The sequence below is a fragment of the Clostridium sp. X genome, assembly GCF_055755365.1.
The window spans coordinates 994,073-1,015,921 of sequence record NZ_CM146912.1 but is presented as its reverse complement, the minus strand read 5'-3'; the positions used below and the strand labels follow the sequence as shown (position 1 = coordinate 1,015,921).

The 21,849-nt window shown below is 34.0% G+C and carries 17 protein-coding genes and 2 rRNA genes; 9 read left to right on the top strand and 10 right to left on the bottom strand.

The features are described from left to right. Nucleotides 1-48: 48 nt before the first annotated feature. From ACX0KU_RS05200 to dnaA, 10 genes are all read right to left on the bottom strand, one after another. Nucleotides 49-2,953, bottom strand: a 23S ribosomal RNA gene (locus ACX0KU_RS05200). Nucleotides 2,954-3,239: 286 nt separating this feature from the next. Continuing rightward, nucleotides 3,240-4,748: ribosomal RNA gene (locus ACX0KU_RS05195) — 16S ribosomal RNA — on the bottom strand. Together the 16S and 23S rRNA genes form the textbook arrangement of a ribosomal RNA operon. A gap of 64 nt (nucleotides 4,749-4,812) precedes the next feature. Next, complete coding sequence (locus ACX0KU_RS05190; protein WP_472991827.1) at nucleotides 4,813-4,956, bottom strand: hypothetical protein; 144 nt, start codon at nucleotides 4,954-4,956, stop codon at nucleotides 4,813-4,815. Between the two features lie 245 nt (nucleotides 4,957-5,201). Further along, nucleotides 5,202-7,736, bottom strand: coding sequence for a DNA gyrase subunit A (gyrA, locus tag ACX0KU_RS05185; protein ID WP_472991826.1), 2,535 nt, complete (start codon nucleotides 7,734-7,736; stop codon nucleotides 5,202-5,204). A gap of 20 nt (nucleotides 7,737-7,756) precedes the next feature. After that, nucleotides 7,757-9,676 carry a DNA topoisomerase (ATP-hydrolyzing) subunit B gene (gyrB, locus tag ACX0KU_RS05180; RefSeq protein WP_472991825.1) on the bottom strand — a complete coding sequence of 640 codons (1,920 nt, stop codon included), beginning with the start codon at nucleotides 9,674-9,676 and terminating at the stop codon, nucleotides 7,757-7,759. A 9-nt stretch (nucleotides 9,677-9,685) separates the two neighbouring features. Continuing rightward, the gene (gene remB / locus ACX0KU_RS05175) at nucleotides 9,686-9,955 is read right to left on the bottom strand and encodes an extracellular matrix regulator RemB (RefSeq protein WP_472991824.1); all 270 of its coding nucleotides are present in this window, start codon (nucleotides 9,953-9,955) and stop codon (nucleotides 9,686-9,688) included. A gap of 11 nt (nucleotides 9,956-9,966) precedes the next feature. Continuing rightward, nucleotides 9,967-11,058, bottom strand: coding sequence for a DNA replication/repair protein RecF (gene recF / locus ACX0KU_RS05170; protein ID WP_472991823.1), 1,092 nt, complete (start codon nucleotides 11,056-11,058; stop codon nucleotides 9,967-9,969). Nucleotides 11,059-11,110: 52 nt separating this feature from the next. Next, entirely contained in the window at nucleotides 11,111-11,317 is a 207-nt protein-coding gene (gene yaaA, locus ACX0KU_RS05165; RefSeq protein WP_472991822.1) for a S4 domain-containing protein YaaA, read from the bottom strand. Between the two features lie 37 nt (nucleotides 11,318-11,354). Next, nucleotides 11,355-12,458 carry a DNA polymerase III subunit beta gene (gene dnaN, locus ACX0KU_RS05160; RefSeq protein WP_472991821.1) on the bottom strand — a complete coding sequence of 368 codons (1,104 nt, stop codon included), beginning with the start codon at nucleotides 12,456-12,458 and terminating at the stop codon, nucleotides 11,355-11,357. Nucleotides 12,459-12,719: 261 nt separating this feature from the next. After that, complete coding sequence (gene dnaA / locus ACX0KU_RS05155; RefSeq protein WP_472991820.1) at nucleotides 12,720-14,072, bottom strand: chromosomal replication initiator protein DnaA; 1,353 nt, start codon at nucleotides 14,070-14,072, stop codon at nucleotides 12,720-12,722. A gap of 587 nt (nucleotides 14,073-14,659) precedes the next feature. Here dnaA and rpmH point away from each other — a divergent pair. From rpmH to ACX0KU_RS05110, 9 genes are all read left to right on the top strand, one after another. Beyond that, nucleotides 14,660-14,794, top strand: a complete 135-nt coding sequence (rpmH, locus tag ACX0KU_RS05150) for a 50S ribosomal protein L34 (RefSeq protein WP_472991819.1) — start codon at nucleotides 14,660-14,662, stop codon at nucleotides 14,792-14,794. A gap of 57 nt (nucleotides 14,795-14,851) precedes the next feature. After that, on the top strand, nucleotides 14,852-15,193 hold the full coding sequence (gene rnpA, locus ACX0KU_RS05145; RefSeq protein ID WP_472991818.1) for a ribonuclease P protein component: 342 nt from the start codon (nucleotides 14,852-14,854) through the stop codon (nucleotides 15,191-15,193). 2 nt (nucleotides 15,194-15,195) lie between these two features. Then, a complete protein-coding gene (gene yidD / locus ACX0KU_RS05140) occupies nucleotides 15,196-15,405 on the top strand; it encodes a membrane protein insertion efficiency factor YidD (RefSeq protein WP_472991817.1) in 210 nt (69 codons plus the stop codon). A gap of 18 nt (nucleotides 15,406-15,423) precedes the next feature. Beyond that, complete coding sequence (gene yidC / locus ACX0KU_RS05135; protein ID WP_472991816.1) at nucleotides 15,424-16,161, top strand: membrane protein insertase YidC; 738 nt, start codon at nucleotides 15,424-15,426, stop codon at nucleotides 16,159-16,161. A 56-nt stretch (nucleotides 16,162-16,217) separates the two neighbouring features. Further along, entirely contained in the window at nucleotides 16,218-16,847 is a 630-nt protein-coding gene (gene jag / locus ACX0KU_RS05130; protein WP_472992409.1) for an RNA-binding cell elongation regulator Jag/EloR, read from the top strand. Nucleotides 16,848-17,001: 154 nt separating this feature from the next. Continuing rightward, entirely contained in the window at nucleotides 17,002-18,381 is a 1,380-nt protein-coding gene (mnmE, locus tag ACX0KU_RS05125; RefSeq protein WP_472991815.1) for a tRNA uridine-5-carboxymethylaminomethyl(34) synthesis GTPase MnmE, read from the top strand. 12 nt (nucleotides 18,382-18,393) lie between these two features. Then, nucleotides 18,394-20,286, top strand: coding sequence for a tRNA uridine-5-carboxymethylaminomethyl(34) synthesis enzyme MnmG (gene mnmG, locus ACX0KU_RS05120; protein WP_472991814.1), 1,893 nt, complete (start codon nucleotides 18,394-18,396; stop codon nucleotides 20,284-20,286). A 6-nt stretch (nucleotides 20,287-20,292) separates the two neighbouring features. Further along, nucleotides 20,293-21,024 carry a 16S rRNA (guanine(527)-N(7))-methyltransferase RsmG gene (gene rsmG, locus ACX0KU_RS05115; protein ID WP_472991813.1) on the top strand — a complete coding sequence of 244 codons (732 nt, stop codon included), beginning with the start codon at nucleotides 20,293-20,295 and terminating at the stop codon, nucleotides 21,022-21,024. A 35-nt stretch (nucleotides 21,025-21,059) separates the two neighbouring features. Continuing rightward, nucleotides 21,060-21,839 carry a ParB/RepB/Spo0J family partition protein gene (locus tag ACX0KU_RS05110; RefSeq protein ID WP_472991812.1) on the top strand — a complete coding sequence of 260 codons (780 nt, stop codon included), beginning with the start codon at nucleotides 21,060-21,062 and terminating at the stop codon, nucleotides 21,837-21,839. Nucleotides 21,840-21,849 lie beyond the last annotated feature (10 nt).

Sequence of the window (21,849 nt, the reverse complement as noted above, 5' to 3'; positions counted from 1 at the left end):
TTTCGAAAGAATTTTGTTCTCTCAAAATTGCACAGTGAATTTAATATTTAGATCAAGTCCTCGATCTATTAGTATTAGTCAGCTGAGTACATTACTGCACTTACACCCCTAACCTATCAACCTGGTAGTCTTCCAGGGATCTTACTAGCTTACGCTATGGGAAATCTAATCTTGAGGTGGGCTTCACGCTTAGATGCTTTCAGCGTTTATCCCTTCCCGACATAGCTACCCAGCTGTGCTTCTGGCGAAACAACTGGTGCACCAGAGGTCAGTCCATCCCGGTCCTCTCGTACTAAGGACAGCTCCTCTCAAATTTCCTACGCCCACGGCGGATAGGGACCGAACTGTCTCACGACGTTCTGAACCCAGCTCGCGTGCCGCTTTAATGGGCGAACAGCCCAACCCTTGGGACCGACTACAGCCCCAGGATGCGACGAGCCGACATCGAGGTGCCAAACCTCCCCGTCGATGTGGACTCTTGGGGGAGATCAGCCTGTTATCCCCGAGGTAGCTTTTATCCGTTGAGCGATGGCCCTTCCATACAGAACCACCGGATCACTAAGTCCGACTTTCGTCCCTGCTCCACCTGTATGTGTCGCAGTCAGGCTCCCTTCTGCCTTTACACTCTACGCGCGATTTCCGACCGCGCTGAGGGAACCTTTGAGCGCCTCCGTTACCTTTTAGGAGGCGACCGCCCCAGTCAAACTGCCCACCTAGCAATGTCCTGTGACCAGATTCATGGCCGCCAGTTAGAATTCCAGTACTGTCAGGGTGGTATCCCAAGGACGACTCCACGAAAGCTGACGCTCTCGCTTCTTAGTCTCCCACCTATCCTGTACAGACAATACCGAAATGCAATGCTAAGCTACAGTAAAGCTCTACGGGGTCTTTCCGTCCAACCGCGGGTAGCAAGCATCTTCACTTGCACTTCAATTTCACCGGATTTGCTGCCGAGACAGTGCCCAAATCATTACGCCATTCGTGCGGGTCGGAACTTACCCGACAAGGAATTTCGCTACCTTAGGACCGTTATAGTTACGGCCGCCGTTTACTGGGGCTTAAGTTCATACCTTCGCTTGCGCTAAGCATTCCCCTTAACCTTCCAGCACCGGGCAGGCGTCAGCCCCTATACATCAGCTTACGCTTTAGCAGAGACCTGTGTTTTTGATAAACAGTTGCTTGGGCCTGTTCACTGCGGCCTCCTCTCGGAGGCACCCCTTCTCCCGAAGTTACGGGGTTAATTTGCCGAGTTCCTTAGCAGCAATTCTTCCGACGGCCTTAGGATTCTCTCCTCATCTACCTGTGTCGGTTTGCGGTACGGGCACCAATTTGCTCCATAGAGACTTTTCTTGGCAGCGTGGAATCAGATACTTCGCCCATAGGGCTCCCCATCACACCTCAGACTTAAATTGAGCGGATTTGCCTACTCAACATCCTAAGTGCTTAGACGCACATCCAATAGTGCGCACATCCTATCCTCCTGCGTCATCCCATTTGTCAAACGCATTTTGGTGGTACTGGAATATCAACCAGTTGTCCATCACCTACGCCTTTCGGCCTCGGCTTAGGTCCCGACTAACCCTGGGAGGACGAGCCTTCCCCAGGAAACCTTAGATATTCGGCCAACAGGATTCTCACCTGTTTCTCGCTACTTATGCCAGCATTCTCACTTCTGCACTGTCCACCACTCCTTACGATATGGCTTCTACCTGTGCAGAAAGCTCCTCTACCACGTGTACGTAGTACACATCCATAGCTTCGGTGGTAAGTTTTAGCCCCGTTACATCTTCGGCGCGGGATCTCTCGACTAGTGAGCTATTACGCACTCTTTAAATGAGTGGCTGCTTCTAAGCCAACATCCTAGTTGTCTTAGAAATCCCACATCCTTTCCCACTTAACTTACACTTTGGGACCTTAGCTGATGGTCTGGGCTGTTTCCCTTTTGACCACGGATCTTATCATTCGTAGTCTGACTGCCGGGGTACCAGTATGTGGCATTCGGAGTTTGATAGGGTTCAGTAACTGTTGTCAGCCCCTAGCCCATTCAGTGCTCTACCTCCACTACTTAATTACCCGACGCTAGCCCTAAAGCTATTTCGAGGAGAACCAGCTATCTCCGAGTTCGATTGGAATTTCTCCGCTATCCACAGCTCATCCCATGGTTTTTCAACACCAACGTGGTTCGGACCTCCACGGAATTTTACTTCCGCTTCATCCTGGCCATGGATAGATCACCCGGTTTCGGGTCTACGATATGCAACTAGTTGCCCTGTTCAGACTCGGTTTCCCTTCGGCTCCGCACCGTAGGTGCTTAACCTTGCTACATATCGTAACTCGCTGGCCCGTTCTACAAAAAGTACGCCGTCACACATTAACGTGCTCCGACCGATTGTAGGCACACGGTTTCAGGTTCTATTTCACTCCCCTTCCGGGGTTCTTTTCACCTTTCCCTCACGGTACTGCTTCACTATCGGTCACTAGGTAGTATTTAGCCTTGGGAGATGGTCCTCCCAGCTTCCCACAAGGTTTCACGTGTCTCGTGGTACTCTGGAGTAGATCTACTTCTCTCTTCTTTTTGCCTACAGGGTTATTACCTTCTACGACAGAACTTTCCAGTTCTCTTCGACTAAAAAGATTGAAGCGTTATGATCTATCCGCAACCCCAGAAACAAAGTTTCTGGTTTGGGCTCTTCCCCTTTCGCTCGCCGCTACTGAGGGAATCGATTTTTCTTTCTCTTCCTTCTGGTACTTAGATGTTTCAGTTCCCAGAGTGTACCTCTATATACCTATGAATTCAGTATATAGTACATGATGTTTATCATGTGGGTTTCCCCATTCGGAAATCTACGAATCACAGGCTGTGTGCGCCTACTCGTAGCTTATCGCAGCTTATCGCGTCCTTCTTCGGCTCCTAGTGCCAGGGCATTCACCGTGCGCCCTTTCTAACTTGATCGTTAGACGCTTGTAAACATAAATGTTATACAAGACTTCACTCCTCAGATATACTGAGTGAGATTTATTACTAAAACTAATTACTTAGTTATAGTAGATTTCTTAATATTCACTGTGCAATTTTCAAAGAACAAAAGCAGACATCCAAATCTTCGATTTGTGATGGTCGCTTTGCCAAACACGTAGTGTTTAGCTTCCTAGAAAGACATTAGTCTTTCAAAATTAAACAGAATTAAGGATAAATTATTTCCAGTCTATGAAAGCTGTGAGCTTTCATTTCTCCCTAGAAAGGAGGTGATCCAGCCGCAGGTTCTCCTACGGCTACCTTGTTACGACTTCACCCCAATCACCAATCCCACCTTCGACTGCTGGCTCCTTGCGGTTACCTCACAGGCTTCGGGTGTTACCGGCTCTCATGGTGTGACGGGCGGTGTGTACAAGACCCGGGAACGTATTCACCGCGACATTCTGATTCGCGATTACTAGCAACTCCAACTTCATGTAGGCGAGTTTCAGCCTACAATCCGAACTGGGACCGGTTTTTTAGTTTGGCTCCCCCTCGCGGGTTTGCTTCTCGTTGTACCGGCCATTGTAGCACGTGTGTAGCCCTAGACATAAGGGGCATGATGATTTGACGTCATCCCCACCTTCCTCCTGGTTAACCCAGGCAGTCTCGCTAGAGTGCTCAACTTAATGGTAGCAACTAACGATAAGGGTTGCGCTCGTTGCGGGACTTAACCCAACATCTCACGACACGAGCTGACGACAACCATGCACCACCTGTCTTCCTGCCCCGAAGGGCTTCCTCTGTTACGAGTAATTCAGGAGATGTCAAGTCTAGGTAAGGTTCTTCGCGTTGCTTCGAATTAAACCACATGCTCCGCTGCTTGTGCGGGTCCCCGTCAATTCCTTTGAGTTTTAATCTTGCGACCGTACTCCCCAGGCGGAATACTTATTGCGTTTGCTGCGGCACCGAGGGTGGTACCCCCCGACACCTAGTATTCATCGTTTACGGCGTGGACTACCAGGGTATCTAATCCTGTTTGCTCCCCACGCTTTCGTATCTCAGCGTCAGTTACGGTCCAGAAAGTCGCCTTCGCCACTGGTGTTCTTCCTAATCTCTACGCATTTCACCGCTACACTAGGAATTCCACTTTCCTCTCCCGCACTCTAGATACCCAGTTTCAAATGCAGCGCCCAGGTTAAGCCCGGGAATTTCACATCTGACTTAAATATCCGCCTACATACTCTTTACGCCCAGTAAATCCGGACAACGCTTGCCACCTACGTATTACCGCGGCTGCTGGCACGTAGTTAGCCGTGGCTTCCTCCTTGGGTACCGTCATTATCGTCCCCAAAGACAGAGCTTTACAATCCGAAGACCTTCATCACTCACGCGGCGTTGCTGCGTCAGGGTTTCCCCCATTGCGCAATATTCCCCACTGCTGCCTCCCGTAGGAGTCTGGACCGTGTCTCAGTTCCAATGTGGCCGATCACCCTCTCAGGTCGGCTACGCATCGTCGCCTTGGTGAGCCGTTACCTCACCAACTAGCTAATGCGCCGCGGGTCCATCTCAAAGCGGATTGCTCCTTTGATTATCTTCTCATGCGAGAAGATAATGTTATGCGGTATTAATCTCCCTTTCGGGAGGCTATCCCCCTCTTTGAGGCAGGTTACCCACGTGTTACTCACCCGTCCGCCGCTAATCCGTTCCCGAAGGAACTTCATCGCTCGACTTGCATGTGTTAGGCACGCCGCCAGCGTTCGTCCTGAGCCAGGATCAAACTCTCAATTTAAAAGTTTAATCTGTTACTCATTACTTAAAGTTTTTGACTGGCATTTTATTTACCTTAATTCTGTTTAATTTTCAAAGACCAAATTTTCTTTACTGTCTTTCGACAGTTTAGTTATTGTATCAACTTCAAGTTGTTTTGTCAACAACTTTCTTTTAGCTGATATTGTTTTTTCTTCGCTCTCTCGAAGCGACAAGGAATATCTTATCAAAATTTATTCAATCATCTTTTTATTTTTATCTCATTTAGTGAAATTATATAGCTATTTCTTTATATTCCTCTAATTATATTCTTATATCATATATAGATACTCCAGGCAATGTATACGTATGATTAATATATAAATCATACCATTTAATGTAAAATTCTTAATTATATAATGGATTTATAAATTCTATATAAATTAAAAAGGGCCTTGCATTAAAGCAAAACCCTCTTTACTATACAACTTTTTAATTATTCATTTTCTTCATTACTATCATTTTCTATAATAGCAATATCAGAATTAGCTTCGCTATCTTCTGTTTCATTATGCTTTACTTCATCATCTAATGTATCTTCTATATCTTCTCCAGTTATATTCACTTTTGACATAGTAACTACCTTTTCATCTTCTGTAGTTTTCATCAATGTTACTCCCATAGCATTTCTGCTAGTACTTGAGATTCCAGATACATTTATTCTTATAGCTATTCCATTAGTGTTTATAAGCATAATTTCCTCTTCATCACTAACAATCCTAGCTCCTATAACTTTTCCTGTTTTATCAGAAATTTTATAAGTTATAACTCCTTTTCCACCTCTTCTTTGAAGAGTATATGCTTCTATGTGAGTTCTTTTTCCATATCCATTTTCACTTACTACTAGAAGCTCTTGCTTTTCTTCTGCAACTTCCATTCCAACAACTTCATCATCTTCTCTTAAATCAATTGCTTTTACTCCTGATGCAGTTCTTCCTATTGGCCTTACATCATTTTCATCGAATCTTATAGCATATCCATTTTTAGTTACATAGATAATTTGGCATTCTCCAGTGGTAACTCTAACACTTATAAGTTCATCATCTTCTTTTAGGTTTATAGCATTTAGTCCATTTTTTCTAATGGATGAGTACTTATCAAGTGACGTTTTCTTTATAAGTCCCTTCTTAGTTCCCATGATAAGATAATTATTTTCAGCAAATTCGTTTATATATAAAACAGCTTGAATTTTTTCATTTGCATCTAAAGGTATTAGATTAACTAAATTCATTCCTTTAGCTGTTCTTCCTGCTTCTGGTATCTGATAAGCCTTTAGCTGATATACCTTACCTAGATTTGTAAAGAATAAGATATTATTGTGAGTAGTAGTTGTAATTATATGTTCAACAAAATCATCTTCTTTGGTTGTCATTGCCTGTATGCCTCTTCCACCACGTCTTTGTGAACTATAAGTTTCCATAGGAAGCCTTTTAATGTATCCAGCATGAGTTAGAGTTATTACTACATCCTTCTCTTGTATTAGATCTTCATCATCTATACCATTACCTTCACCAGCTATTATTTTACTTCTTCTCTCGTCACCATATTTTGCTTTTATTTCATTTAACTCATCTTTAATTATCTTTAATAACAAGTTTTTATCTGATAATACTTCTTCAAGATACTTTATAAGCTCCATTAAAGCATTATATTCTTCTTCTATTTTTTCTCTCTCAAGTCCAGTAAGTCTTTGCAGTCTCATATCAAGAATAGCTACAGCTTGCTTTTCTGAAAGTCCAAATTTACTCATAAGGCCTTCTTTTGCATCACTAGTTGTTTTTGAACTACGGATTAGCTTTATAACTTCATCAATATGATCTAGTGCTATTCTTAGTCCTTCTAAAATATGAGCTCTTGCTAAAGCTTTATTTAAATCAAATTGAGTTCTTCTTTTTATAACTTCTTTTTGAAATTCTATATAATACTCTAATATTTGTTTTAGATTTAATACTTGTGGTTCCCCATCAACTAGTGCTAGCATTATTATTCCAAAACTATCTTGCATTTTTGTATGTTTATATAATTGATTTAATATAACATTTGGATTAGCATCACGTTTTAGCTCTATTACTATTCTCATACCATCTCTATCTGATTCATCTCTGAGGTCTGAGATTCCAACTATTTTTTTATCTTTAACTAAATCAGCTATATTTTCAATTAACTTAGCTTTATTCACCTGATATGGTATTTCTGTAACTATGATTTTATTTCTGCCATTATGTTCTTCTATTTCAGCATTAGCTCTCATTATTACTTTTCCACGACCAGTTTCAAAGGCTTCTCGTATTCCTGATTTACCTACTATCATTCCATAAGTTGGAAAATCAGGTCCTTTTATTTCTGTCATTAAATCTGAAATAGTAACATCAGAATTATCGATAAGCATATTTATTCCATTTATAACCTCTGTTAAGTTATGAGGTGGTATGTTGGTAGCCATACCAACAGCTATACCTGATGAACCATTAACAAGTAGGTTTGGAAATCTAGACGGAAGCACAACAGGCTCAAATTCTTCTTCATCGAAGTTTGGTATAAAATCTACTGTTTCTTTATTTATATCCCTAAGCATTTCAGCAGTTATCTTTTGCATTCTAGCTTCGGTATATCTCATTGCAGCAGCTCCATCACCATCAACAGAACCAAAGTTACCATGACCATCTACTAGCGTATATCTAATTGAGAAATCTTGTGCTAATCTTACTAATGCATCATATACAGCTGTATCTCCATGAGGATGGTATTTACCTAAAACGTCGCCAACGATTCTGGCACATTTTCTATATGGCTTATCTGGTGTTAATCCTAATTGATGCATAGAATAAAGTATTCTTCTATGAACTGGCTTTAAACCATCCCTAACATCTGGAAGAGCACGACCTACAATAACACTCATAGCATAATCTATATAGCTTTTTTTCATTTCATAACTTATATCTATCGGTAAAACATGACCTTCGTTGTTCATTTCAACACCTCTTCATTGCCTTATATATCTAAGTTAACAACTTTCTTAGCATTTTCTTGTATAAATTCACGCCTTGGTTCTACTTTGTCTCCCATAAGGATTGTAAATATCTCATCTGCCATCATAGCATCTTCTACTGTTACTCTAAGCAATGTTCTTGTTTCAGGGTCCATAGTAGTTTCCCATAATTGTATTGCATCCATCTCTCCAAGACCTTTATATCTTTGAATATCAGTATTCTTATCTTTTCCGCCCATTTCTTCTAATTCTTTTTGAAGTTCATCATCTGAATAAGCATACTTAATTTGTTTTCCTTTTTGTATCTTGTATAAAGGTGGCTGAGCGATAAATACATGACCTTTCTCAACTAATTCTTTCATGTATCTATAGAAGAATGTTAATAAAAGAGTTCTTATATGGGCACCATCTACATCAGCATCGGTCATTATTATTATTCTGTCGTATCTTATCTTCTCTACATCAAAATCTTTTCCTATTCCTGCACCAAATGCTGTTATCATAGATTTTATTGTATCAGAAGCTAATATTCTATCTAGTCTCTGTTTTTCTATGTTTAATATTTTACCTCTAAGAGGCAAAATAGCCTGAAATCTTCTATTTCTTCCTTGCTTTGCTGAACCTCCCGCAGAATCTCCTTCGACGATATATATCTCGCATTCTTTTGGATCTTTAGATGAACAATCAGCAAGTTTTCCAGGTAAAGTTGTACTTTCTAAAACACTCTTTCTTCTTGTAAGTTCTCTAGCCTTTTTAGCTGCTTCTCTTGCCCTTGCAGCAGTTAGCGATTTTTCTATGATAACTTTACCTGTTCCAGGATTCTCCTCTAAAAAGCTACTTATTGATTCAGCTACGATTGAATCAACAATACCTCTAACTTCAGTATTTCCTAATTTAGTTTTTGTCTGACCTTCAAATTGAGGATCAGTAAGCTTAACTGATATTACTGCAGTAAGACCTTCTCTAGTATCATCTCCGGATAGATTTTTGTCATTTTCTTTTAAATAACCATATCTTCTAGCATAATCATTTAATATTCTTGTAAGAGCTGTCTTAAATCCAGATAGATGAGTTCCCCCTTCAATAGTATCAATATTATTTGCAAAGGAGAATATATTTTCGTTATAAGTATCATTGTATTGAAGTGCAACTTCAACTATATACTCTTCTCTATTTCCTTCTACATAGATAGGCTCATTATGTATCTTTTCTTTATTTCTGTTTAAGTAAGATACAAAAGACTTAATTCCACCTTCATAGTAAAATTCATCTTTCTTTTCTTTCTCTGCTCTTTCATCCGCGAGGCGAATTCTAATTCCTTTATTTAAAAATGCTAATTCTCTTAATCTTTGTGCTAATGTGTCATAGTCAAACTCAGTTTCCTCAAAGATTGTTTTATCTGGTTTAAAATTAACTGCAGTACCATGGTCATCAGAATCTCCAATAATTTCCAGATCCGTCATTACATTACCTTTTGCGTACTCTTGTGACCATATATGTCCTTCTCGTTTTACTTCTACTTTACAGTACTCTGATAGAGCATTAACAACAGATGCTCCAACTCCGTGAAGACCACCAGATACCTTATATCCTCCTCCACCAAACTTTCCACCAGCATGTAGTACAGTCATTATTACTTCTACAGCTGGTCTTTGCATCTTTGGATGAATTCCTACCGGCATTCCTCTTCCATCATCTTCAACTGTGATAGAATTATCTCTATGTATAAACACACTTATGTTCTTACAAACACCAGCCATAGCCTCGTCTATACTATTATCTACAATTTCATATACCAAATGATGTAACCCTCTTAAGCCTGTTGTCCCGATATACATCCCTGGTCTTTTTCTAACAGCTTCCAATCCTTCCAGTACTTGTATCTGTGATTCATCATAACTTTGCTTATTCTCCATGAACATCCTCCTAACTTACTCTCTAGGTTCATAGAACATATTTTCTGTTCTCTTAGTCAAAGTGGAAGAAGATATTGGGGATAGATATATTTTACTCTTTTTATCTACCTCTGCCACGACAAATGATTTTGGATTTTCTTTTGTTATTCTTTCCACAAAACCATCTTCTTCAGCCATTCTTAAAAATTGAATAGTATCTGTACTATACATGGTAGTTTCTGTATCAAATATTCCAATAATATCTTTTAATGGAACTACTACATTTTCCCCTAAATGTAAAAACATATATATCCTCCTTAAGTATCTAAAATAACCGTTCCGTTATTAACTTTGTATATTTTTATGTCATCTTTTAAATAATTGTTAATATCAAATATTCCAGTGCCTGTTATTATGGTTTGAACTTTTTTAATAGAGTTTAATATATATTTTTGTCTAGTTAAATCTAGTTCTGACAATACATCATCTAATAACAGCACAGGGTACTCTCCACTTTGTTCTTTTATTATCTCTAGTGATGCAAACTTTATTGTCAACACAGATGTTCTCTGTTGCCCTTGTGATCCGAACTTTCTTGTATCAATTTTATTAATACTTATTAAAAAATCATCTCTATGTGGACCTAATGAGGTTATTCCTTTTTCTATATCTTTTTGTCTATTTTCACTTAAAAGTTTGAAAAGCTCATCAGCAATGCTACTGCACTCTCTTACTGGAGAAATATAATCAAAACTTATTTCTTCCTTCTCTGAGGTTATTTCTCTATGAATAAGTTTTCCTTTTTCATTAAGACTTTTTAAGTAATTTAATCTCTCATTTATGATATAACTTCCAAACTTACTCATTTGCTTATCGTATACTTCTATAATATCCTTGCCACTTACCCATTTTCTTAAAACAGAGTTTCTCTCATTTAACGCCTTATTGTATTGAACCAAATTATAATAATATTTTTTATTTAATTTACATAGTTCAATATCTAAAAATTTTCTCCTATAAGATGGGGATTCTTTTACTATTTTTAAATCTTCTGGCGAAAATATTACAGCATTAAATACACCTATAAGATCAGATATTGTATTTAGCTTTATAGAATTGATCCTTACTCCTTTTTTACCTTCTTTGAATATTTTGATATCTATCTTTTTATCTAGTCTTTCTTTTGAAACATACAAGCTAATATATGATTCTTTAGCTCCCCATTTTATAAGTTCTTTATCTTTAGTTGTTCTATGGGATTTTCCTAGACTACAATAATAAATACCCTCAACAATATTGGTTTTACCTTGAGCATTATCTCCTACAAAAACATTTATACCTTTATCTAAGTTTAATGATAAATCTTCGTAATTTCTAAAGTTTTTTAGAATTAACTTTTCAACATGCATAAATACACCTATTCAATTATACCATATTATTTCTAACTTAAATGTTATATCTCTAAACAATTATATATTTCTCTCCGTCGAACTCTACAGTATCACCTTTAATTAATTTTTTACCTCTTCTTGTTTCTATTTCTCCATTTACACTAACTTCTCCATCTTGAATGACCATTTTTGCAACTGAACCCATTGATACAATTGAAGCCCATTTTAGAAAAGCATCTAACTTTATAAATTCTGTTTGTATTTTAATCTCTTTCATAATTCAACAAGCTCCTTCATAATCAATAATTATCCTGTTAATTATTTAACAGTCTTACTGGTAGTACTAAATAAGTATATCCATTATTTTCTTTGCTTTTAATTACACACGGACTTACACTACTTGAAAACTCTAACACTATCTCATCATCCTCAAGAATTTTGAGAACATCTATAAGGTATTTTGAATTAAATGCAATTTGAAGTTCATCTCCTTGCAATAATATACTTAATTCTTCCCTAACTCTTCCCAATTGAGAATTGGATGTGATTACTAAGGCATCATCCTTTATATCAAACTTGATTAAATTAGTATTTCCGTCCTTTGCCATAAGTGAAGCTCTTTCTATACAATTTAATAAGTCTGTACGTTTTCCAGTTACTTGTAAATTATATTCTTCTGGTATTATGGAGTTATACTTAATAAATTCTCCTTCTAATAATCTTGATATAATCTTAGTTTCGCCTAAATTAAACAAGATATGATTAGGTGTAAATGTTATATTTACATTCACATCATCTTCGCTTAATATTTTAGCCACTTCACTAAATGTTTTTCCTGGAATAACAGCATTTATCGTATTTTCATTTGTTATATTATTACTTCTTAGTGCTAATCGATATCCATCAAGTGCCACTAAATTGAGTTTTTCATTATTAACTTCAAATAATATTCCTGTAAGTATAGGTCTAGTTTCATCTTGAGCTATTGCAAAAATAGTGCCTTTTATCATATTTTTTAGAGTCTTTTGTGAAAGAGTAAATATTATATTCTCATTAATCTTTGGTAGATTAGGAAATTCCTCTGCATCCATATGTATAAGATTAAACTTAGATTTTTCACAAATGATCTCAATAGAATTATTTTCACTAGTACTTACTTGAACAGTGCTATTAGGTAATTTTCTTATTATTTCTCCAAATATTTTTGAATCAACAACTATGCTTCCTTCTTCAGTAACTTCTACTTCAATTTTAGTTTCAATACTTAAATCTATATCTGACCCTATTAATGTAAGTTGATTGTCTTTAGCAGATATATAAATTCCTTGTAATATTGGCATTGGTGATTTACCTGTAACAGCTTTTTGAGCTATTGATATAGCTTCTTGTAATTTATGTTTAGTACATATGAATTTCATTAATAAAGTACCTCCTTTATCCACATGTAATATTTGTTTAAATAGATAAGATATTAATTAAAAAATATAGTAGTAATAGTAGTAGGGAGTGTGAATATGTTGATAAGTAGTTCAAGCCTAGTAATAGCACCAAAATTAAAGCAAAAATTATTGTGGATAAGTAAGGTGTCAAAAAGCACTGTTATCCACAATAATTTGTATAACTATTACGTTTTAATTTTATCAACATAGAATTAAACTTATATTATAAACAAATGTTAGTTATTTATTATTTATCTTTTTAGTTAAATCATTAATAACGTTTTTTAAAGATTCATCCTTTTTTAAAGAGTTAGAAATCTTCTCATAAGCATGAATAACTGTTGTATGGTCTCTTCCTCCAAATTCTTCGCCTATTTTTGGTAAAGACATATCAGTTAATTTTCTACTTAAATACATTGCAATTTGCCTAGGATAAGCAATATTTCGAGTTCTTCTGCTAGATTTAAGATCTTCTATTTTTAGACTAAAATAATTAGCAATTACATCTTGAATTAGATCTATGGTAACTGGTTTATTTTGCTCATTAGAAATAATATCTTTCAAAGCTTCAGCTGCTAATTCTACGCTAATATCTTTATTTGTTAATGAGGAATATGCTACGATTCTAATTAAAGCGCCTTCTAACTCCCTAATATTAGATTTAATTTTATTTGCAATATAGACCATTACTTCGTTAGGTATGTTTAGATTTTCAACATCAGCCTTCTTTTTTAGAATGGCTATTCTAGTTTCAAAATCAGGAGCTTGTATATCAGCAATTAAACCCCATTCAAATCTAGATCGAAGTCTTTCTTCTAAGGTAGAAATTTCTTTTGGTGGTCTATCACTAGATAGGATAATTTGCTTGTTTGCTTCGTGAAGGTCATTAAAAGTGTGGAAGAACTCTTCTTGAGTACGCTCTTTACCAGCTATGAATTGGCTATCATCTATTAGTAGAACATCTACATTTCTATACTTATTTCTAAACTCAACAGTTTTATCGTCTTTAATAGAGTTTATAAGTTCATTAGTAAATTTTTCAGATGATACATATACTACTTTTGATTTTGGATTATTTTGTAATATGTAGTGACCAATTGCGTGCATTAAATGAGTTTTTCCTAGACCAACACCACCATATATAAATAATGGATTATAGGCTTTAGCTGGAGCTTCAGCAACTGCTAGTGATGCAGCATGAGCAAATCTATTACTATTACCTATGACGAAAGAACTAAATGTGTATTTAGGATTCAAAGTTGAAGACATTTCATCATTTACTACTATATTAGAATTTTTTTGTTTTTGGTTAGTAGCAGTTTTTTCATTTTCAGAAGTATCTTCAGATGCAATTAAGAAGACAATACTGTATTTTTTAGATGTAATAAGCTTAATTGCATTAACAATTAAATCCCTATATCTACTTTCAAGAATGCCTCTTGTAAAATCATTAGGAACCTCTAATTGTATAGTATTATCATCTACAGAAATAGGTATAATACTTCTAATCCAAGTATTAAAGCTTACCTCTGTAAGTTCCCCCTTAATTATGTTTAGGGTTTTTATCCATAGTTGTTCTAGTTGGGCATCCATTTTGTGGCCTCCAGTCTATAAAATAAAAAAATAAAAATTTTTTTATAAAAATATGCCAATATAATATAGATAATAAATATGAAATAAACAACTTGTTAACAACTTATACACTTATATTATAGGTTGTTGACAAATAGTCAAATAAATATTCACATGTTTATAATGTTGTTGAAAAATATTTAAACAATAAAAATATCAACAAGAAAAAATATGTATATATTAACAGCATAAAATATGAATAAAATCAGAAAAATAGTCAAAAATCAAAAGAGTAAAATAGTGATATAAAATAAATTGAACAAGTTATCAACAGAATTGTCCACAACCTGTTAATAACTAAATCCTAAAAAAGTTATCAACAATTCAAGATTAATAATATCAAAAGAATAACTTGTATTCAAGGAGTTATCCACAAAAAAAAGTTTTTAAATAAAAAAGTATCAACAATTAAGCATAATCTTGACATAATTAAGGTTGATATATATAATTTAATAGTAAAACTACTTTTTAGAAAGATATGAATTTATCTAAACATCATATATAAAAGAGTAAAGTTGCAATTAATATTTTTAAGGAGGTGGATACTCATGAAGATGACATATCAACCAAAGAAAAGACAAAGATCAAAAGAACACGGTTTTAGAAAAAGAATGAGAACTTTATCAGGAAGAAACATCATTAGAAAAAGAAGACAAAAAGGAAGAAAGAAATTGACAGCATAAAAGGGCCGCTTTAGTGCCCTTTTTCTGCAATTGCAGAAAAAAAGGAGCTTTTAAATAATGAAGAAGGAACAGAAAATAAGAAAGAATATTGAATTTCGAAGAGTTTATAGAAAAGGAAAGTCATATTCTAATTATTTATTAGTGCTGTATATATTTAAAAACAATTTTAATATAGATAAGACTAGGATTGGGATATCTGTTAGTAAAAAAGTTGGAAATAGCGTAGTTAGAAGTAGAGTTAAAAGATTAATAAGTGAAAGTTATAGATTAAATTCTAATAACTTAAAAAATGGATATGATTTAGTTTTTATCGCTAGAAATACAACAAAAGGAAAAAATTATATTGAGATAGAAAATTCCCTCATAAACCTATTAAAGAAAGCAGGTTTATATAATTAAATATGAAAAAAATTTTTATTAATCTAATAAAATTTTATAGAAGATATATCTCTCCTTTAAAGAGACCTAGTTGTAGATTCTATCCAACCTGTTCTCAATATGCCATCGAAGCTATAGAAAAGTATGGAGTATTAAAAGGAGGCATTATGTCTATAAAAAGGATTCTAAAATGTAATCCATTTAATCCAGGTGGATATGACCCTGTTAAATAATTTTAAGGAGGTTTTCAATTGGATATTTTTTTTATAAGCCCCGCAATGGCTGCTCTTAAAACTAATTTTTTAAACAATATACTAGTTGAATTTTTTAGTTTAATACATAGAGGAGTTCAAAGTTTAATTGCAAATCCTAATATTTCATACGGATTAACAATTATATTTGTAACAATAATTATAAGATTGGTATTATTTCCATTAAATTATAAGCAAATCAAATCACAAGTTAAAATGAGTGAGATACAACCACAACTTAAACAGGTTCAAGAAAAGTACAAAAAAGATCCTCAGAAACAACAACAAGAAGTAGCAAAATTGTATAAAGAAAATGGGGTAAATCCATTAGGTGGATGCTTACCACTATTACTTCAATGGCCAATTCTTATAGGATTATATTATGTATTTAATAATTTAGGAACTAATGAACCAGAAATAGCTAATGCAACTTTTTTAGGACTTAAGTTAATGGGAGTTGCAGTTATGAACAATCCTGCAACATGGATTCTTCCATTATTATCTGGAGCTTTAACATATTATTCAACTGTAATAATGACATCTAAAAATGCAGATAGTGCACAGCAAAAACAAACTGCAACTATGTCTATAGGTATGTCAATAATGATTACATTTATGAGTTTTAAATTTTCAACAGCATTAGTATTATATTGGGTAACTAATAGTATAGTGCAAGTAAGTCAAACTTTACTCATGAAAAAAATGGATAAGAAGCCAGTTACAAAGGAAGCAGTATGATATACTAGAAATTTGCCTTATTTAATTAATGGGAAGGGCAGGTGTCTTTGATAAATATGAAATCTATAGAAATAACAGGTAAAACTGTAGAAGAAGCAATTCAAAATGGTTTAAAAGAACTTAATGTTACTGAAGATAGAGTAGAAGTGAATATAATTAATGAAGGTAGCAAAGGTTTATTTAAACTATTTAAAGGTAAAGACGCAAAAGTAGAATTAATAGTAAAAAATGATTATAAGGATGATATAAAAAACTTTTTAACGGATATACTAAATTCAATGGATATACTTGCTGAAATACATATTACAGAAGAAAATGATGTATTAAATATTAATCTTACAGGACCTAATATGGGATTAATAATAGGATATAGAGGAGAAACGTTAGATTCCCTTCAATATTTAGCAAGTTTAGTAGTTAATAAGAACAATGAAGGAGTATATAAAAAAGTTACAATAGATACTGAGAATTATAGGGCTAAAAGAGAAGAAACTTTAAAAAGGCTTGCTGGTAAGATAGCTTTAACGGTAAAGAAAAATCGTAAAGCAGTTAAGCTAGAACCTATGAATCCTTATGAGAGAAGAATAATTCATTCTGCACTACAAAATGATTCATCAATTATCACATATAGTGAAGGTGATGAGCCGCATAGAAAAGTTATTATTGACTTAAAAAGGAAAGCCTAAGAGGCTTTCCTTTAATTTTATCTCTTGCTATTTACAGTAATAACTTCAGAATAAAGATAAAAAGCTTTCTAGTTACTGATTTAGTAAGAGGTCATTGCCTAAATGCGTAATATACATATAAAAAATTTTAGTAATCATGGAAAGGATGTAAAGGATGAAGGAATTTGATACAATAGCATCTATAGCAACAAACTTAGGGGAAAGCGGAGTATCAATTATAAGAGTATCTGGAGATAAGTCTTTAAGTATAGTAAATAATATATTTAGAGGTAAAAATGGTAGAAGTTTAGATGACATGAAAACTTATACTATGAGATATGGATTTATTATAGATATAGAAAATGGTGAAAAGTTAGATGAAGTTATTATAAGTTATATGAAGGCACCAAGAAGTTTTACAGCAGAGGATACAGTAGAAATTAATTGTCATGGTGGAGTTATAGTTACTAAAAGAATTCTTGAAGAAGTAGTGAGGGCTGGCGCTAGACTTGCTTTACCAGGAGAATTTACAAAAAGAGCATTCCTAAATGGAAGAATTGATTTAAGTCAAGCGGAGGCAGTTATAGATATTATAACTGCAAAAACAGAATTGAGTGCAAAGTCTGCATTAGAGCAATCAGGTGGGAAACTTTCCCGGGAAATATCTATAATTAGAGATAGATTATTAGAAGTTATTGCACATATAGAAGCTACAGTAGATTATCCAGAAGATGATTTAGAAGAAGTAACTGCAGATAGAGCTAAAATTTCAACACAAACTATAATCGAAAATATACAAAATTTATTAAGCAATGCTGATGAAGGAAAAATCTTAAGAGAAGGATTGAGTACAGTTATTGTAGGTAAACCTAACGTTGGTAAGTCATCTATTTTAAATGAGCTACTGATGGAAACTAGAGCTATTGTTACAGATATCCCAGGGACTACTAGAGATGTAATTGAAGAGTATATAAATGTTGAAGGAATACCTATAAAGATAATAGATACAGCTGGTATTAGAAGTACTGAAGATTTAGTAGAGAAAATAGGAGTAGAAAAATCTAGAGAAAAAATAATCAGTGCTGACCTTGTAGTTTTAGTTTTAGATGTAAGTAGAGAACTTAGCGAAGAAGATAGAGACATAATAGAATTTATTAAAAATAAAAACTACATTGTTTTATTGAATAAAATTGATCTAAAGTCTAAAATAAATAAAGAAGATATAAAAGAATTAAACTCAAAATACATAATAAATATTTCAGCTAAGAGCGGAGAAGGATTAGATAGATTTAAAGAAGTTATAAAAGAATTATTCTTTAAGGGTGAAGTTAAAGCAAAAGAGATAATGGTCACTAATTCAAGACATAAAGAAGCATTAATAAAGGCTGAAGAGAGCTTAAAATTTGCAATTAATGCATTAGATAATACCTTTGCAATAGACCTTGCATCTATTGATTTAAGAAATGCATGGAGTCATTTAGGAGAAATATCAGGGGATACTGTAGAAGAGGATATAATTGATAAAATATTCTCTAAATTCTGTTTAGGTAAATAAGGGGAGGAAAATATGAGTTACTTTGCTGGGGAATATGATATTGTTATAGTTGGTGCCGGTCATGCTGGTTGTGAAGCTGCACTTGCTAGTGCTAGAATGGGAATGAAGACATTAGTATGTGCTACAGATTTGGCAAGTGTAGCTATGATGCCATGTAATCCTAATATAGGTGGAACTGCAAAAGGACATTTAGTGAGGGAAATTGATGCCTTAGGTGGTGAAATGGCAATAAATATTGACTATACTTTCATTCAATCAAGAATGCTAAATACTTCAAAGGGGCCAGCAGTACATTCATTACGTGCACAAGCTGATAAGAAGCAATATTCAGGAAGAATGAAACATATTTTAGAAACTACAGATAATTTAGATTTAAAACAAGCAGAAATTGTTGAAATAGATATAGAAGATACTAAAGTTAAAGGAGTCTTAACTAGAACTGGAGCTTACTATAAGACAAAGGCTATAGTTTTATGTACCGGAGTATACTTAAAGTCGAAGATAATCATAGGAGAAGTTAGTTATGAATCTGGACCAAGTGGACTTTCAGGAGCTAATATTTTATCTGATAATTTAATAAAACATGGTTTAAAATTAAGACGATTTAAAACAGGTACACCTGCAAGAATTAATAGAAAATCTGTAGATTTTTCTAAGATGATTGAACAAAAAGGTGATGAACAAATAGTACCATTTTCTTTTATGAGTGGAAAAATAGATAGAGATCAAATTTCATGTTATTTAACATATTCTAGCTATGAAACAAAACAGACGGTAATAGATAATATAGATAGGTCACCATTATATAATGGATCAATTAAGAGTGTAGGACCAAGATATTGTCCATCTTTTGAAGATAAGATTATGAGGTTTCCGGAAAAACCTCAACATCAAATATTTATTGAACCAGAAGGGGAAGATACTGAGGAGTTATATATAGGAGGAATGTCAAGTTCTCTTCCAGAAGAAGTTCAAATTAAAATGATAAGAACTGTTCCAGGCTTAGAAAATGCGGAAATGATGAGAACAGCTTATGCTATTGAATATGATTGTTTAGATCCTTCACAATTAAAGCTTACTTTAGAGCTTAAGAATATTAATGGACTATTCTCAGCAGGACAGATGAATGGAAGTTCAGGATATGAAGAGGCAGCATCTCAAGGACTAATTGCTGGTATAAATGCTGCATTAAAAGTTAAGAATCAAGAGCCTTTAATCCTAAGAAGATCTGATGCTTATATTGGAGTTTTAATTGATGATTTAGTTACTAAAGGAACTGAAGAGCCGTATAGGATTATGACATCTAAAGCAGAGTATAGACTATTATTAAGACAAGATAATGCAGATTTAAGACTTACAGAGCTTGGCTATAAAGCTGGTCTTGTAACTGAAGAGAGATATAATAAGTTTATAAATAGAAAGACATCTATAGAGAATGAAATAGAGAGAATTAAAAGGTTGCAAATAACAAATAAGCAAGAAGTTAACAAATTTTTAGAAGAAATAAATTCAGTTCCATTAAGAAAGCCAATAAGCTTATATGAGTTAATAAAAAGACCTGAGATTAACTACTTTACAGTGAGTGAATTAGACGAAAATAGACCAGAACTTCCAATAGATGTTCAAGAACAAGTAAATATAATGTCAAAATATGAAGGATACATAGAAAAGCAGTTAGAACAAGTAAGGCAGTTTAAAAAGATGGAAAGTAAATTATTGCCAGGTGAATTTGATTATAGAGAAGTAAAAGGACTTAGAACTGAGGCAATTCAAAAATTGGATAAAATGAAACCATTGAATGTAGGTCAGGCGTCTAGAATTGCTGGTGTATCTCCAGCAGATATATCTGTGCTTTTAATAGCTCTTGATCAGCATAATAGACAATTTAGTAAAGAGGAGGTTTAAAATCCTTTGGATATAGATAATGAGTATTATGATATATTAAATATTGCTGCTAATGATATAGGATTAACATTTGACAAAACTAAATACGATCAGTTTATAAAATATAAAGATTTACTAAAAGAGTGGAATGAAAAAGTAAATCTGACAGCTATAACTGAAGATGAACAAATAATAAAGAAGCATTTTATTGATTCTATGAAAATATTTAAGTTTGCACCACTAAAACAAGCAAATAAGATTATTGATATTGGTACTGGTGGAGGGTTTCCAGGAATACCTATGAGAATCCTAAGGCCAGAAGTAGAGATGGTTTTATTAGATTCATTAAAAAAGAGAATAAACGTGCTTCAAGATATATTAACTAATATAGGTATTAAAAATGTAGATACAATACATGGCAGAGCAGAAGAGTTTGCTCAAAGTTTACCTTATAGAGAAAAATTTGATGCAGTAGTATCTAGAGCTGTTGCGAACTTAACTGTATTATCAGAACTGTGTATTCCTTATGTAAAGGTTGGAGGATATTTTGTAGCACTAAAGGGGCCTTCTGTTAATGATGAAGTGAAAGAAGCTAAAAAAGCAATTAGTTTATTAGGCGGAAAGTTAGAAGATATTATAGAGATAGAAATAGAAGATAGTGATTTAAATCATAATTTAGTTATAATCAAAAAGGTAAAGAATACTCCTAAGCAATATCCACGAAAAGCAGGTAGTATTACTAAAAATCCTTTAGTGTAAGGCTAAATATTAATTTTGTAGAGGGATGGGGAATTATGCAAAACCATATAAAATATATTTCTACTGACTTAATTATTCCTAATACTTATCAACCAAGAAAATACTTTAATGATGAGAGTATTAATGAGTTAGCACAATCTATAGAAGCATATGGAATAGTACAACCAATTTCTGTAAGACTTATAGAGGAAGATAGATATGAATTAATAGCAGGAGAAAGAAGATTCAGAGCTGCTAAAAAAATAGGATTAGATAAAGTACCAGCTATTATTATAGATATTGATGATAAAGATTCGGCTGCAATTGCACTATTAGAAAACATACAAAGAGAAGACCTAAATTTTATAGAAGAAGCAGAAGCTTATTATAATCTTATAAAACAACATAATTATAAACAAGAAGAATTAGCAAATATTATTGGAAAAAAACAATCAACAATTGCAAATAAGATGAGAATATTAAAGTTGGATGAAAGTATTAGGGCAGAGGTTTTGAAAAGTAATTTAACAGAAAGACATGCCAGAGCCCTTTTAAAATTGCCTACAATAGAAATTCAAAAGAAGATTCTAAAAGTTATAATTAAGAAAAACTTAAATGTTAAAAATACAGAACAACTTATAGATAAGGAATTATTGAAGATAAACGGTCAAGAGTTAGCTGCTGATGGTAAGAAAAAAATAAAAGGAATTTTCAGCCCTAGAGTCTACATGAATACTGTAAAACAAGTTTTTGATAAGTTTGGAGTACATGCTATGTATAAGACTCAGGAGTCTGATGAAAAGGTACAAATTGTAATAACAATACCTAAAAAATAGCTTATTAATT